Origin of the sequence: Variovorax sp. NFACC27, assembly GCF_048301545.1 — a bacterium.
Classification (GTDB): Bacteria; Pseudomonadota; Gammaproteobacteria; order Burkholderiales; family Burkholderiaceae_C; genus Variovorax; species Variovorax gossypii.
Window position 1 is genome coordinate 4,532,028 of the sequence record NZ_CP157613.1, and the last position, 13,777, is coordinate 4,545,804.

Here is a 13,777-nt window from a genome sequence, read left to right on the forward strand (position 1 = left end):
CCGTCAACAGCGGGACAAGCTGCCGGCATCGCTATCCTCGGTCGCCCAGCACACCGGCCGCAGATCCGCCAAGGGGAGCAGGACGCGCTTGCCATCACCGAAGCGAACCTCACCGACATTGCCCTCCTGCGCCTTGATGCGAAGAGTTCCACGCCGCCCACCGTGCTCCACCACCAGCACCGTGTGTCCGCCGCTGACCACCTTGGTTGCCTTGCTGCTGTTGGCCGATGGTCCGGGGGAGCCTGCGGGGGCGGAACGCGGCAGGCTATCGCTCACCTCTTCCAGGTGCGCGCGGTTGATCGGCCCGCCTTGTGCCAGAAGTGCTTGAACCGCCTTTGGCCGCTCGCGGGCGACAGCCGCCAACCGGTAGAGCATCCGCACATCGCCGCCGATCCTTCCCTCCTCCACCGCCCGCCGCAGTTCCTCCGGCGCATCTCCGAGCCTGGCAATCTCCGTGATGAAGGAGCGCGACTTGCCCAGCCTGCGTGCGATCTCGGCGCGGGAATGCCCCTCCTTCTCTCGCTGTGCGATGAAGGTGGACAGATCGAATGGAGACATGTCCTCGCGGTGCAGGTTCTCGGCCGCCTGTGCAAACGGGTCGATGCGTTCGTCCACGAAAGCCGGAATGGTGATCAGACCGGCACGGCGCGCGGCCCGCACCCTGCGCTCCCCACGGTTGACGATGTACCGGTTCGCCTGCGCCGGGTGGGATCGAAGGGACACCGGCTCCAGCACACCATGCTGGCGGATCGACTCGGCCAGTTCCGCGAGACCCGCCTCCCGTACGGCGCGACGCGGCTGTGCGGGGTCGAACTCGATGCAGTCCAGCGTCGCCTGCTGCGGTGCACCCGCCGCGGCGCGGACGGCCGTCGCCTGCGCCAGCAGGTCGGTCGCTCTGAACTGCGAAAGCGCGCTCAGATCCAGGCTACCGTGCGCAATCATCCCTTCGTCTCCGCCCGTACCGCCTCGCCCGGATCTGCAATGCGTTGCTGCAACAGCTCGAACACCTGCAGCACTTCGAGGCTCGCCGCGCGTGCCGCACTCTTCGGCAGTTGCCATACCGGCACCCCCTCGGCCAATGCCTCGGGAATGGCCGACCGGATCGAGATCCGTGCCGGAACGACGAACTCCCGGAAATTCAGGGCCAGTTCCTGCATCGCCGCTTTCTGCCGCAGCGAATGCGGGTTGAAGCGGTTCAGCACGATCCCGGCCAGTCGCAACCGCGGGTTGTAGCGCTGCCGGATGCCGAAGATGGTCTTGAGCATGTCCGTGACACCGTCGATGCTGTACTCCTCCAGTTCGATGGGACAGACGGCGGCCGTCGCCGCCATCAGCGCCGCGCTCATGCGCAGCCCCAGTGCCGGCGGCGTGTCGATCACGACCGCGTCGAAGTCCCGCGCCAGGCGGATCACGTTGTTGCGGAATGCGGGAATCACCTCCTCCGGCTTTGCAAGCTCGACATCGGCCAGCAGCCTTCCACCCGTCACCATCGCAATGGACTGCCCGCCAGTTGCCACCGTCGAGGTCCCGCCCTGCTCGAAGAGCTCGATCGTCTCGACGCCAGTCGCGAACCGACGCAGCGACTTGGTGCTGTTGGCCTGGGTGTCGAGATCGATCACGCACACCGATTGGCGATGCACATCGGACAGCCAGAATGCGTACAGCACGGCCAGCGTCGATTTGCCGACACCGCCTTTCTGATTGCCGAAGACGACCACATTGCCCAAGGCTTGCTCCTCGCGATTCGCTGGCTGCGCGGGGCCAATCGCGCGAATCTAGCGCCGCGAATCGCCGCACCGCCACTGACAAAAGAGACAGTCGACACGCGCGCAACCGCAGGTAGACAGTGCGGCCATGCGAGCAACGAATGGTCACTGCATTGGCACCATGCTGAAAGGCGGGCGAGCAGCCTGCCTCTCGCTGCGTGCCGCAGCCGGACTGATGGTCTGTGCGGGAAGCCTCTGCGCCCAGCCCCTGCCCGCTTCGGTGCAGGTGATTGCCCCATCCGAACAGACAGCCCGCGACAAGGAGCGCATCGATATTCTTCGCCAGGAGCTGAGAAAGTCGGAGGGGCAGCTCGAAAGCCTCGTGCGCCGCAGAGCCGAGCGTCTTGCCTTGTCCGACACGCAGGCCGTCAACGAAGCCGACGAACAACATGCTCGCCTGCTCGGCGATATCGCAGGCCTCAAGCGGGAGATGGCTTCGATGGTCCACGCAACCGGGCGTGCCCTGCCGACCAGGCCCGTCGCCGGCCACGGCCGGCATCGCGCGATCGCGGGCTGGAACGAGTCCCCTGCCCCCTGGTGGGATGTCTACGGCAACGGCCAGGCGGCAAGACTGCCTGCATCGCCGGCTGCCGCACCCGCACCCTGGGCAGGGCCTGCAAACCGATCCCTTCCATCTGCCGGAGTAGCGCCATGACCGCATACCTGGTTCACAGTTCGCCCCCCTCCACCCGGGCCGGAGGCGTCGCCGAATCGGCAGGGGCAAGCTCGGCGCATGCAGGCCGTCGACGCTTCAGCCGCCGCACGCTCCTGCGGGTCACGGTGTTCGCAGCCCTCCTTCCCGCCATCGCCTTCGGAGGCAGTCCCTTCGCCACCGGCGCGAACGCCACTCAGCAGCAACTGGTGGCCATCCTGACGCCGCTGGCGGCAGTCGCCGTGATGGTTTCCGGGGCCATGGCCTGGTTCGGACGCCTGAGCTGGTGGTGGATGGTCGCCGTGGTGATCGGGACCGTGCTGGTCTTCGGCGGTCCGCAGATCGTGTCCTGGATCCGGGGCCTGTTCGGGGTCTGAGGAGACAGAAGATGAGCCGCTGCCTGGGCATCGTCGCCGACCCTCTCTTCGTGGGCATGACGCGGCCCCCGATGGTCTGCGGCGTGACCTATGCAGCCATGATGTTCAACATCGTCGTCACCACCGAGTCGTTCATCGTCACCACGAATCTCGCCTGGCTGCTGGCCTTCGTGCCGGTCCATGGGGTGCTCTACCTGGTGTGCCTCTACGAGCCGAGGTTCTTCGATCTGCTGCAGCTGTGGGGACGCACGCGTCTGCCAGCCCTTCTGGTTGGCAACCTGCGGTTCTGGCGCGCCAGCTCGTACAGCCCGCTGGTGGTGGATTTGCCGGATCTTCGCGGCCGCCGGCGCTCCTGCTGCGCCGACGTGTTCATCTAGACGCCCAGCCCAGGGACGTGCGCGATGCCACTGCTCTCCCGCTCCAAGAAGACGCTGCGCCGCGAAGTCCGTGCCGCAGCCATGATCCCGCTCGCATCCCACGTGGACGAACACGTTGTGCGGACATGCGCGGGCGACTATGTCCAGACACTGCGGCTGGCCGGTGCGTCCTTTGAAAGTGCGGACGACGAGGACATCAACAGCTGGCACGAGCGGCTCAACGTCCTGCTGCGCAACATCGCCTCGCCCAACCTGGCGCTGTGGACCCACGTGATCCGGCGCCGCGAGACCATGTGCCCGCAGGGCCGGACCGTCCCTGGCTTCGCCCGCGAGGTGGAGCAGCGCTACCGCCAGAAGATGGCCAGCGAACGGCTCATGGTCAACGAGCTCTACCTGTCGCTGGTCTTCCGGCCGCAACCCACGCACATCGGCGACGCTGCACTGCGTCTTCTCAGGCGCGCGGATCCGGCGGGTGCACGAATGGAACTGCGCGACTCCCTCGACGCCTGCGGCAAGCTGCGCCAGGAACTCCTGGCGGCCCTGGAACGCTACGACCCGGAGGTGCTGGGCGTCTACAGGCTGCCGCAAAAGGATGCGCTCTTTTCCTCTCTGCTGGAGTTCCACGGCCTGCTGATCAACGGGGAATGGCAGCGCATGCCACTGCCTCGCTCGCCGCTGAACGAAGCCTTGGCCACCACCCGTCCCTTCTTCGGCAACGAGGCCATGGAGTACCGCACGGACACGCGGACCCGCATCGGCGCCTTCCTGGGCATCAAGGAATATCCGACGCCCACCGCGCCGGGGATGTTCAGCGCCCTGCTGACGGCCCCGTTTCCGTTCGTCCTGACCCAGAGTTTCACCTTCCTAGCCAAGGGCACAGCCACCGACATGATGAGCCGCCAGCACCACCGCATGGCGGCCGCTGGAGACCTGGCGGTCTCGCAGGCCGAAGAGCTCGAGGACGCGCTCGACGACCTGATGAGCAATCGCTTCGTGGTTGGCGACCATCACTTCAGCCTCCACGTGCTGTCCGACGACGACACCACCGCCGGCGAGCCCGAGGGAGTCCACAGGCTGAAACAACTCAACGACCATGTGGCCCGGGCTCGCTACCTGCTGGGCGACACCGGCATGGTGGTGGCCAGGGAGGACCTGGCGCTGGAGGCGGCCTTCTGGGCACAGTTGCCGGGGAACTTCTCCTACCGCAGCCGCAAGGCTCCCATCACCAGCCGCAACTTCGCGGCCATGTCGCCCTTCCACAATTTCCCCACCGGCCGCGCGATGGGCAACTACTGGGGCGATGCGCTGACCGTGTTCATGACGCGGGCCGGCTCCCCCTACCATTTCTCGCTGCACACCAGCGATCCGCGCAGCCCCGAAGGTGGCAGCCGGCGGGATGTGGGACACATCACGGCCCTGGGGCCTATCGGTTCCGGCCGGACCACCCTGCTTGGTTTTTGCATGGTCGCCATCTGCAACCGCCTCGACGCCACCCAGATCATCTTCGACAAGGACGAGGGACTGCACATCCTCGTGCGAGCGCTGGGCGGCCAATACCTGCCGCTGAAGAACGGCGCGCCCACCGGCTGCAATCCACTGCAGCTGGACGCGTCCGTTCCGGACAACCTCGAATTCATGAGGCACTGGCTCAAGCGCCTTGTCATGCGCACACCGAACGACCTCCTGACGGTGCGCCAGGAAGACGATCTTGAGCAGGCCCTGCATGGCACGCTCAAGCTCGAGCGCCCCTTCAGGCGGTTGTCACGGCTCGCGGCCTTCCTCGACATCACGGATCCGGAGGGCATGCACGCGCGTCTTCGCAAATGGTGTGCCTCGGAACGCGGGGACTATGCCTGGGTCTTCGACAACGACCACGACGAGATGACCCCTTTGCTTGCCCGTCACGCCTTGGTCGGCTTCGACGTGACCGACTTCCTCGACAACGAGACGATCCGCGCGCCACTGACCATGTACCTCTTCCATCTGGTCCACCAGATGGTGGACGGCCGCCCCCTGGTGTGCTGGATGGACGAGTTCGCCAAGCTCCTCGGCGACCCGGCCTTCGCGCAGTTCGCCAAGAATGGCCTGGAGACCTGGCGCAAGAAGAACGCGAACATCGCCACCTTCACCCAGAGCACCAGTCACGTGCTGGGATCCAGCATCGCGCGGACCATCGTCGAGCAGACACCCACCAAGATCCTGTTTCCCAATCCGGATGCGGACTACGACGAATACACCCAGGGTTTCAACCTCACGGACCGGGAGTTCGCACTCATCAAGCAGGAGCTCGAACCTGGCTCGCGCCAGTTTCTGATCAAGCAGAACCATGCGAGCGTGGTCGCGCAGCTCGATCTGCGAGGATTCGACGAAGTCCTGCATGTCATCTCGGGGCGCACCGGCAACGTCCGCCTCATGCGCGACTTCATCGAGAGATACGGGCCCCAGCCCGACCAGTGGCTGGCCCCTTTCCGCGCGACCCTGGCCATCCATCCCGCCCGTTCAACCTCGCCCCTGGAGGTCTCCCATGCATAGGCGTCTTTTCCTTTCTTTCCTTCTTGCCGCGACGGTGTTCACGGCATCTCCAGACGCGAAGGCCGGCATTCCGGTGATCGACGTCACGGCCGTTGCCAACCTGATGCAGCAGATCATGTACTGGCAACAGCAGATCTCCTCCATGCAAAGGCAGTACGACCAATTGAAGGCCTCGAAGGATCAGTTGGCCCAGACCTACGGCGCCATGACCGGCACGCGAGGCATGGAGCAACTGCTGCCGATTCCGGAGCACGCACGCAACTACCTGCCGCCCACGTACGGCGAACTGATGAGCACGCTCAAGGGCTCATCGGCGAGCTACACCGGGCTGGCCGGGCATGTCCAGTCGATCATGAAAGCCAACAGCGTCCTTTCCGGGACGCAGATGGATGCGCTCAGCCCCGAGCTGCGTCAGATCGTCGAGCAGGGTCGGCAGTCCGCGGCCTTCCTCAACGGAATGACGCAAAGTGCCTACCAGAACACCAGTCAGCGCTTCTCGGCGCTGCAGCAGTTGATCAACCGCATCGCCACCGCTCAGGACCCCAAGGCCATCCAGGACCTTCAGGCACGGATCCAAGCCGAGCAGAGCATGCTCACCAATGAGCAAACGAAGCTGCAGAGCCTCTATCAGATCGCTCAATCCGAGGAGCTCACGCGCAAGCAGCGCATTCGGGAGCAGTCTGCTTCGGACATTGGCTCGACAAGGGGCCTTCCCGCCGTCACCTACTAGGCATGCAGGACCTATCCATGCAGAAGACGGTCCTGATGCTCCTCGCGGGCATCTCCACCGCAGCAACGGGAGTCGGGGCGTGTCGACTCTTCCATCATCGGCCCAGAGAAACCGCGCCCTCAGCAAACGCGAAGCCGGCCGTTTCGCCAGCTTCTTCGTTGAACCCGAACGGCGGCCAACTGACGCAGCAAAAACTTGATATCGGCAGCACGCGCGACCTGAAGCCGGTTCCCATCCCGCAGGGCAACGCTCACTAGTGATCTCGATCATGGGCTTTTTTGCTCAATTCTTCTCCTGGCTCGACAGTCAACTGACCAACTATGTTGGCACGCACTCGGCGCGGGTCGCGTCCGCCATCGAGCCCGCCGCCGTGACGCTCGCGACCGTCTACGTAATGATCTGGGGCAGCCTCAGCCTCGCCGGGCGAATCCAGGAGCCCATCTGGGAGGGCGTCAAGCGCATCCTCACCATCGCAATCGTCCTCGGTGCAGGGCTGCGCTTGTGGACCTACAACCAGGTCATCACGGACACCTTCTATCGGGCACCTGAGCAGTTGGCGGCCTCCTTCGTCGGCACCACAACTGTCGTGAATGTGATTGATCAGGTCTGGCTTGACGGAACGGCGGTTGCTGAACAGCTCCTCAACAAGGGAAGTGTGTTTGATCGCGACTTTGCGTTCTATATCGCAGGATTCCTGGTCTATCTGCTGGTCGGTCTGACTGTTGTCGTGACGGCTTTCCTGCTCGGTCTGTCGAAGGTGGCCATTGCGATCCTGCTTGCCTTGGGTCCGGTCTTCATCGTCCTGCTTTTCTTTGATGCCACCCGGCGATTCTTCGAATCCTGGACCGCACAGCTGGCGAACTACGCGCTCATCGGCGTGCTCACCGTGCTCGCCGCCGCATTGCTTCTCAACATTGTGAAGGCGTATGCGGCGAGTGCGGCGGCCACGGGCGCAGGAATCACCATTGCTGCCAGCGCGAGGGTCTGCATCGCCTCAGCCCTGGTCTTCCTGGTGATGCGCCAAGTCATGCCGATCGCAGCAGGGCTTGCAAGCGGTGTCGCACTCAGCACCTTTGGTGTCATCAGCGGAACGCTTCAATGGGGGCTCGGCACTACGAAGAGAACCAGCAACGAATTCGGTCGCGGCTTGCTCGACGGCCTCCGTCGAGAACCTGGCGGGCGGTGGGATTCATTCCGCCGTCTGGCAGGCAATCGCGTAGGTGCCGGCATGGCCTCCGTCGGCCAGATCGGCGCATCGCGCCGCGGCGGTACGGTCCTTCCAAGGGAACGGGTCATGCCGAGTTCCTCCCGCAATCGCTAGCGGTGGTGCATGCGATGAAACCCTGCGTCGCGCTCATCATGTTGGCCGTGCTCCTGGCGGCCTGCGGCACCCGTCCACCCCAGCCACCGGAGTGCGAGGGTCCGCTCACGCCGATCAACACGCCGGCCCGCACGCCGCGTTCGGGAGCAGTCAATGCGCCGTGACGCCGCGCCGGAAAGCTATCTGCTCGAGGCCCAGAGCTGGGAACTCGACCGCGCGCGTCGGGCGGAGCACTCCGCCAAGGTCGCGTGGATCGTTGCCAGTGTGTCCATTGTCATCGCGGTCCTCGCGGCCGCCGCCGTCGCCGGCCTTACGCCTCTGAAGCAGCCCGTCCCTGTTCTCATCCGGGTCGACAGCAGCAGCGGGATCGTCGATATCGTGCCCACCTACGAAGGAACAGCCGATATCGAGCAATTGGTGACCCGCAACCTCCTGCAGAACTACGTGATCGCACGCGAGCGCTACTTCTACGGCACCGCGGAGGCGGACTACGAGTTGGTCGCCGCCCAGAACTCGCCGCGACTGAACCAGGAATGGGCGAGCCTGTGGGCCACCGACAACCCAGCCTCGCCCTTGAACGCCTACAAGGACGGCACCTCCATTCGCACGCAGGTGCGCTCGATCACTTTCCTCAAGCTGGACAGCGGCAAGGACCGACTGGCCCAGGTGCGCTTTACCCGTTCCACGCGCGCGGGCGGCAACGGGGAGGAGCAGGCCAGTCATTGGGTTTCCACGATCGATTTCGCCTATGTCCGCCCGTCGAAGGACGACAAGACGCGCTCGCTCAATCCATTGGGTTTTCGTGTCGTGGAATATCGGCGAGAGCCCGAAGTCGCCACGATGGGCGCAGCACCCGGCAAGCAGGATGTGCGATGACACGCCGAAGTGCACAACTCGCGATCGGCTTGGCGGCGGAGCTGGTGTTCGCGACACCCTTTGCTTCAGCAGCGACCGTGCCGCCGGCCGGCAAGGTCGACGCGCGGGTGCGGGTGGTCGCCTACAACGCCGATGACGTGATCATTCTCCAAGGCTACGTCGGCTACCAGATCCATCTGCAGTTCGCTGAGGGCGAAGAATTCGTGAACCTGGGCTCGGGTGACAACGGTGCCTTCGACGTCGGCACTGAGCGCAATCACTTCTTCATCAAGCCCAAGGAGCCAGGCGCTTCCACCAACTTCACCGTGCTGACCAATCGACGGGTCTACCACTTCGACTACGCCGTTTCGGCAGCCACGTCCACGGGCGTGGCCAGCAAGCGCATGATCTACTCGGTGCGCTTCGTCTATCCGGAGGACGAAGCCCGCGCTGCGGCCAAGGAAGTGGAGCGCCGCCGTGCGGAGGCCTTGTTGAATCGGGAGACGGTCAACCGGCCACGCAACGCCGACTACTGGTTCTGCGGCAGCGATTCACTCAAACCCGTGAGCGCCTACGACGATGGCGTGCACACTCGGCTGCGTTTCCAGTCGAGTTCGGATTTTCCGGCCCTCTTCGTCCGGAACGACGATGGCTCCGAATCGCTGCTGAACTTCCACGTCGAAGAAGACGAAGTGGTTGTCCACCGCGTGGCACACCGCCTGGTGGTGCGTCGCGGCAAGCTGGTCGGCTGCATCGTCAATCAGTCCTTCGCCGGCAGTGGCGCGCGCGCCCCCACCAACACCACGGCACCTGGCGTGCAACGCGTCATCACGGGAGAGGGTCCATGAGCGTTCCGGACCATCCTCGCCATGGCACCCGGGTCGAGACACCGAAGGCATCCGATGTACCCGATATCGACCCGGATACCGGAGAGATTCTGTCTTCACGGAGCACCTCGGATTCACCGCGCGAGCCGCATCCTGCGGCCGGAACAAGCACGACGATCCGTGGCGAGCGCACCATCCCGTCGGTCAATCGCGAGCGCTCCATCCAGGCCCGTATCAGCGGCTTCCTGGCACTGGCCACGATCATCCTGCTGGGCGCCGGATTCTTGTTCTGGTACTACAGCACGCAGTACACCAAGACGCGGGATGCCGAAGAGGCCGCGAGAAAGGCGAGCGCAGTTCATGCCGGCGGGGAGATGAAGGTGCCGCCGCTGGGTCGCATTGCCATTCCCGGGACTCCGCCAGATCCGGTGCCGATGACAGCCGGCCCGCTCGCACCGCCCTCGCCAGCAGTGACCAACACGAGTCCGCCGTCAAAGACGACCGAGCAGATCGCGCTGGAGCGTCAGCTGGGACTTCCCGTGCTCCGGCGTACGCAGGCGCCGCTGCACACAGGAGCCATGACACCACCAGCATCGGCGGAGCCGATCCTGGTGCCCGGCGGCGTTCCCGGGATGGCGCAGTTGATCGGGGCGCTGCAGGCTCCCAATGCCGGTTCGCCGACGCCCGCTGGCAGCAGCCTCGCAACCAGCCTTCGCCCCACCTCCACCCCAGCGGTGTCAGCCCAGCTGCTGCCCACGCGGCGCATGCTGCTGCCCAAGGGCACGTTCATCGATTGCACCCTGGAAACAGCCATCGATTCCACCTACGAAGGCATGGCCACCTGCATCGGCAGCAGCGACATCTACGGTGCCGATGGCAGGGTCGTGCTGCTGGAGCGTGGCACGAAATACGTCGGCGAACAGCGCGGCGTTCCACGCCAGGGGCAGGGCCGGGTCTTCGTCGTGTGGAACGAAGCCCGCACCCCCGCTGGCGTGGTGGTCCAGTTGGCCTCCCCGGGCACGGATGAGCTCGGACGCAACGGCCTCCCGGGATTCGTGGACACCCATTTCTGGGACCGCTTCGGCGCGGCGCTCCTGATCTCCGTGATCGACGGCACGATGCAAGCCATCGCCGCGCAACAGCAGCGCGGCACCCGTCTTGGCAGCGGCGGCGGCGTGGTGCTCGCCCCCCAGGGCAACCGGGATGTCATCACTGAGGTGTTGCGCAGCACCATCGCGATCCCGCCTACCGTCATCAAGAACCAGGGCGAGCGGATCCAGATTCTGGTCGCCCGCGATGTGGATTTCAGGGGTGTCTATGCGCTTCGAACCGATCCCACCGCGCCTTGACCGGGAACCTGGCCACGCGGCAGAAGGCGGACAAGCCATGCGAGAACCCGCGCCTGCTGCCGAGTCCATCGAGCCGCCCTCGTCCCTCGCCCTCTTCCTGAGCCCGCTCAATCGCCTGCTGGACGATCCCGAAGTCACCGAGATCTGCATCAACGCGCCCGGCGCGGCTTTCGTGGAGCGGCAGTCTGGCTGGACCCGTGAGGCACTGCCGTTTGCCAGCTTCGACTGGTGCATGTCCATTGCCAAGCTCGTGGCGAACTTCACCAGGCAGCGCGTCTCGGCGAACGAGCCCCTGCTGTCCGCCACCCTGCCGGGCGGCGAACGGATTCAGGTCGTGCTCCCACCCGCGACGCTCGCACAGACCGTTTCGATCACGATCCGGCGTCCGTCCAACGCACTCTGGACGCTCGAAGACCTGGAAGGCATGCGCCTCTTCGCGCCGACACGCAGCGCTCCCGCGACGCGAGCCCGGTCATCCGATGTCACGCCCCGATCCATCGAAGACAAGGAACTGGTGGACCTCCTCGCGCGCATGCAGTTCGTATCGTTCCTGCGTCGTGCGGTCCAGCTGCGCAAGAACATCCTCCTCTCCGGTGCAACCGGCTCCGGCAAGACGACGGTGGGCAAAGCACTGATCCTCGAGGTGCCCGCCGAGGACCGTCTCGTCACCATCGAGGACGTCATGGAGCTTTCGCTGCGCAATCAGCCAAATCACGTGAGGCTCTTCTACTCGCAGGGCGCCCAGGGTCAGGCCGAGGTCACGCCCGGCCAGTTGCTGGCCAGTGCGAAGCGGCAGCGGCCCGACCGGGTCTTCGTGTCCGAGTTGCGCACGGGCGAGGAGGTCTACGACTACCTGGTGTCCGTGAACACCGGACACCCCGGCTCGATCACCAGCGTGCATGCGGACAGCGCCGAGCTGGCCTTCGTGGCGCTGGCGCAGCTCATGAAGCGCAGCCAGGCGGGCCACGGCATGAGCACCCGCGAGGGGGTGGAACTGGCACAGATGAGCGTGGACATCGTCGTGCAATGTGCGAGAGACCGGCAAGACGGCCGGCAGCGGCGCATCGTGCAGGAGATCTGGTATGACCCAGGCACCAAGCTCCGAGGGCTTGCCTAGCCTGTTCAGGATTTCGGTCGCGCTGCTGGCTACGGCGGTGGTCGGCCTGTATGTCGCGGCCCATGCCTTCCTTATGGCCATGGGATTGCCGACGCGGGAGGCCTCGTTGCTCACGCTTCGCCAGTACTGGGGGGCCCATGGCGAGCGGCCCGATGTACGGCGTACGCTGGTCACGACGCTGCTCGCCTCCGAGGTCCTGTTGCTGGGCTTGGTAGGGGCGACGATGCTGCCCAGGCGCCGGCCCCTGCACGGTGATGCCCGATTCGCCACCCGGCGCGAGATCGGGAGGGCGGGCCTCCTCAAGGAGAACGGCATCATCCTCGGGCACCTGGGTCGTCGCTACCTGGTCCTGCCCGGCCAGCAAGGCGTCGAGCTCGAGGCGCCACCTCGCAGCGGCAAAGGTGTCGGCGTCGTCATCCCCAACCTGCTGAACTGGCCCGGCTCCACCATCGTGAGTGACATCAAGGGCGAGAACTTCATGCGCACGGCAGGTTTCCGGGCTGCGCATGGTCAGCAGGTGCACCTGTTCGATCCCCTGTCGGAACACGAGTGCTCGGCGCGCTGGAATCCGCTCGGTTACGTGTCCGGGTCCCCCTACCGCTGCATCGACGACCTCCAGCGCATCGGCACGATGCTCTTTCCCGACCCGCTGGCCGGCGATCCGTTCTGGACCTCGTCGGCCCGCTCCCTGTTCCTGGGCATCGCGCTCTACCTCTTCGAGACCGAAGGCAGCACGCGCACCTTGGGCGAGGTGCTGCGCCAGGGAATGGCCAGTGATGCCGAGGGCTTCCAGAAGCATTGGAAGCGCGTGATCGAAGCTTGCGAGCGCGCCGGCTATCCCCTGTCGCAGGAGGCGGTGCGAAGTCTCTACGACGTGATCGACCTCGCGCCGACCACCGCCTCCAGCATCCGCAAGACCTTCACCAGCCGCCTGGACCTGTGGCTCAACCCGATGATCGATGCGGCCACCTCGGCCAACGACTTCGATCTGCGCGACCTGCGCAAGCGTGCGATCTCGATCTACGTGCAGATCAATCCCGACAACATCGCCCGGCTGCAGCCGCTGCTCAACCTCTTCTTCCAGCAGGCCATCGGCCTGCAGACGCGGGAACTCCCCGAAACCAATCCCGAGCTTCGGCTGCAGCTCCTGCTGATGCTCGACGAGTTCCCAGCCCTCGGCCGCATCCCTGTCATCGCCGAATCCACGGCCTTCCTGCCTGGCTACAACGTGCGCACCGTCGTCATCGTCCAGTCCGGTTCGCAGCTGATCGAGAAGTACGGCATCGAAGGCGCCAAGTCGATCCGCAAGATGCTGGCCGCACGCATCGTGTTCCCGCCCAAGGAGTACGAGGACGCCGAGGCGATTTCGCGCGAATTGGGCACCTGTACCGTGCGCCAGAAGACTGTGAGCCGGCCGACGTGGGGTGGCGCGGGAGGTTCCGGCAAGGCGACGACGGTCAGCATCAGCGAACAGGCGCGCCGCCTGCTCCTGCCCCAGGAAGTCAAGGAGCTTGGACCGGATCGGATGATCCTGTTCTACGAGGGACTGCGGCCGGTGCTCGCGCGCCGCATCTTCTACTTTCGTGACAAGTTCTTCGCCAAGCGCGAACTGCCGCCACCGCCGGTGCCGAAGCTGGATGTGGATCATCGCGGCTGTGCCACCCGCGACTCCCGGGCAGCGACGCCCGGTGCTGAGCAGGGAATGGCCAACGCGAACCCTACCCCCTTTGACAACGAAGCGGCGGGCCGCGACCTGAAGCTGGAAGACTTCTCTTTCGACTTCGGCGATGTGGTGATTCCCGCAGAGAAGCTCAGCGACGAGGATCTCCGGCGCCACGCCGACGAGTTCGTGGCACGGATCCTGGACTGATGGA

14 protein-coding genes are annotated in these 13,777 nt (G+C 65.2%); 12 read left to right on the forward strand and 2 right to left on the reverse strand.

Annotated elements, in window-relative coordinates:
- Positions 1-3: 3 nt before the first annotated feature.
- Positions 4-942: a ParB/RepB/Spo0J family partition protein gene (locus tag ABL840_RS21165; protein ID WP_093307894.1), complete on the reverse strand. Its 939-nt coding sequence runs from the start codon at positions 940-942 to the stop codon at positions 4-6.
- Entirely contained in the window at positions 939-1,718 is a 780-nt protein-coding gene (locus ABL840_RS21170) for a ParA family protein (RefSeq protein WP_240652248.1), read from the reverse strand. The genes ABL840_RS21165 and ABL840_RS21170 overlap by 4 nt, the downstream gene beginning before the upstream one ends.
- Positions 1,719-1,854: 136 nt before the next feature.
- Between ABL840_RS21170 and ABL840_RS21175 the strand changes: the two genes are divergently transcribed.
- The 12 genes from ABL840_RS21175 (at position 1,855) to ABL840_RS21230 (ending at position 13,773) form a co-directional block, all read left to right on the forward strand.
- The gene (locus tag ABL840_RS21175; RefSeq protein ID WP_126472280.1) at positions 1,855-2,421 is read left to right on the forward strand and encodes a hypothetical protein; all 567 of its coding nucleotides are present in this window, start codon (positions 1,855-1,857) and stop codon (positions 2,419-2,421) included.
- Positions 2,418-2,795, forward strand: coding sequence for a TrbC/VirB2 family protein (locus ABL840_RS21180; RefSeq protein ID WP_240652236.1), 378 nt, complete (start codon positions 2,418-2,420; stop codon positions 2,793-2,795). Before ABL840_RS21175 ends, ABL840_RS21180 begins: the two co-directional genes overlap by 4 nt.
- Before the next feature lie 11 nt (positions 2,796-2,806).
- Positions 2,807-3,172, forward strand: coding sequence for a type IV secretion system protein VirB3 (locus ABL840_RS21185; RefSeq protein ID WP_093208719.1), 366 nt, complete (start codon positions 2,807-2,809; stop codon positions 3,170-3,172).
- Positions 3,173-3,196: 24 nt separating this feature from the next.
- On the forward strand, positions 3,197-5,704 hold the full coding sequence (locus ABL840_RS21190) for a VirB4 family type IV secretion/conjugal transfer ATPase (RefSeq protein ID WP_093307895.1): 2,508 nt from the start codon (positions 3,197-3,199) through the stop codon (positions 5,702-5,704).
- A complete protein-coding gene (virB5, locus tag ABL840_RS21195) occupies positions 5,697-6,434 on the forward strand; it encodes a P-type DNA transfer protein VirB5 (protein WP_093307897.1) in 738 nt (245 codons plus the stop codon). The genes ABL840_RS21190 and virB5 overlap by 8 nt, the downstream gene beginning before the upstream one ends.
- Positions 6,435-6,451: 17 nt before the next feature.
- Positions 6,452-6,691 carry a hypothetical protein gene (locus ABL840_RS21200; RefSeq protein WP_126472281.1) on the forward strand — a complete coding sequence of 80 codons (240 nt, stop codon included), beginning with the start codon at positions 6,452-6,454 and terminating at the stop codon, positions 6,689-6,691.
- Complete coding sequence (locus ABL840_RS21205; RefSeq protein WP_256230353.1) at positions 6,691-7,755, forward strand: type IV secretion system protein; 1,065 nt, start codon at positions 6,691-6,693, stop codon at positions 7,753-7,755. Before ABL840_RS21200 ends, ABL840_RS21205 begins: the two co-directional genes overlap by 1 nt.
- 153 nt (positions 7,756-7,908) lie before the next feature.
- The gene (locus ABL840_RS21210; protein ID WP_093208709.1) at positions 7,909-8,631 is read left to right on the forward strand and encodes a virB8 family protein; all 723 of its coding nucleotides are present in this window, start codon (positions 7,909-7,911) and stop codon (positions 8,629-8,631) included.
- Entirely contained in the window at positions 8,628-9,458 is an 831-nt protein-coding gene (locus tag ABL840_RS21215; RefSeq protein ID WP_093307898.1) for a TrbG/VirB9 family P-type conjugative transfer protein, read from the forward strand. Before ABL840_RS21210 ends, ABL840_RS21215 begins: the two co-directional genes overlap by 4 nt.
- Positions 9,455-10,786 (forward strand): type IV secretion system protein VirB10, encoded by a 1,332-nt coding sequence (gene virB10 / locus ABL840_RS21220; protein ID WP_093307899.1) that lies wholly within the window; start codon positions 9,455-9,457, stop codon positions 10,784-10,786. Before ABL840_RS21215 ends, virB10 begins: the two co-directional genes overlap by 4 nt.
- A 37-nt stretch (positions 10,787-10,823) precedes the next feature.
- Complete coding sequence (gene virB11, locus ABL840_RS21225) at positions 10,824-11,903, forward strand: P-type DNA transfer ATPase VirB11 (RefSeq protein WP_240652239.1); 1,080 nt, start codon at positions 10,824-10,826, stop codon at positions 11,901-11,903.
- On the forward strand, positions 11,869-13,773 hold the full coding sequence (locus ABL840_RS21230) for a type IV secretory system conjugative DNA transfer family protein (RefSeq protein WP_093307901.1): 1,905 nt from the start codon (positions 11,869-11,871) through the stop codon (positions 13,771-13,773). The genes virB11 and ABL840_RS21230 overlap by 35 nt, the downstream gene beginning before the upstream one ends.
- Positions 13,774-13,777: the final 4 nt, after the last annotated feature.

Excerpts from the sequence above, each read along its gene's own strand:
- virB10 (WP_093307899.1), top strand. The coding sequence starts at position 9,455 with ATGAGCGTTCCGGACCATCCTCGCCATGGCACCCGGGTCGAGACACCG.
- ABL840_RS21165 (WP_093307894.1), bottom strand. The coding sequence starts at position 942 with ATGATTGCGCACGGTAGCCTGGATCTGAGCGCGCTTTCGCAGTTCAGA.
- virB11 (WP_240652239.1), top strand. The coding sequence starts at position 10,824 with ATGCGAGAACCCGCGCCTGCTGCCGAGTCCATCGAGCCGCCCTCGTCC.
- ABL840_RS21185 (WP_093208719.1), top strand. The coding sequence starts at position 2,807 with ATGAGCCGCTGCCTGGGCATCGTCGCCGACCCTCTCTTCGTGGGCATG.
- ABL840_RS21215 (WP_093307898.1), top strand. The coding sequence starts at position 8,628 with ATGACACGCCGAAGTGCACAACTCGCGATCGGCTTGGCGGCGGAGCTG.
- ABL840_RS21190 (WP_093307895.1), top strand. The coding sequence starts at position 3,197 with ATGCCACTGCTCTCCCGCTCCAAGAAGACGCTGCGCCGCGAAGTCCGT.
- ABL840_RS21200 (WP_126472281.1), top strand. The coding sequence starts at position 6,452 with ATGCAGAAGACGGTCCTGATGCTCCTCGCGGGCATCTCCACCGCAGCA.
- ABL840_RS21230 (WP_093307901.1), top strand. The coding sequence starts at position 11,869 with ATGACCCAGGCACCAAGCTCCGAGGGCTTGCCTAGCCTGTTCAGGATT.
- ABL840_RS21210 (WP_093208709.1), top strand. The coding sequence starts at position 7,909 with ATGCGCCGTGACGCCGCGCCGGAAAGCTATCTGCTCGAGGCCCAGAGC.
- ABL840_RS21175 (WP_126472280.1), top strand. The coding sequence starts at position 1,855 with ATGCGAGCAACGAATGGTCACTGCATTGGCACCATGCTGAAAGGCGGG.
- virB5 (WP_093307897.1), top strand. The coding sequence starts at position 5,697 with ATGCATAGGCGTCTTTTCCTTTCTTTCCTTCTTGCCGCGACGGTGTTC.
- ABL840_RS21180 (WP_240652236.1), top strand. The coding sequence starts at position 2,418 with ATGACCGCATACCTGGTTCACAGTTCGCCCCCCTCCACCCGGGCCGGA.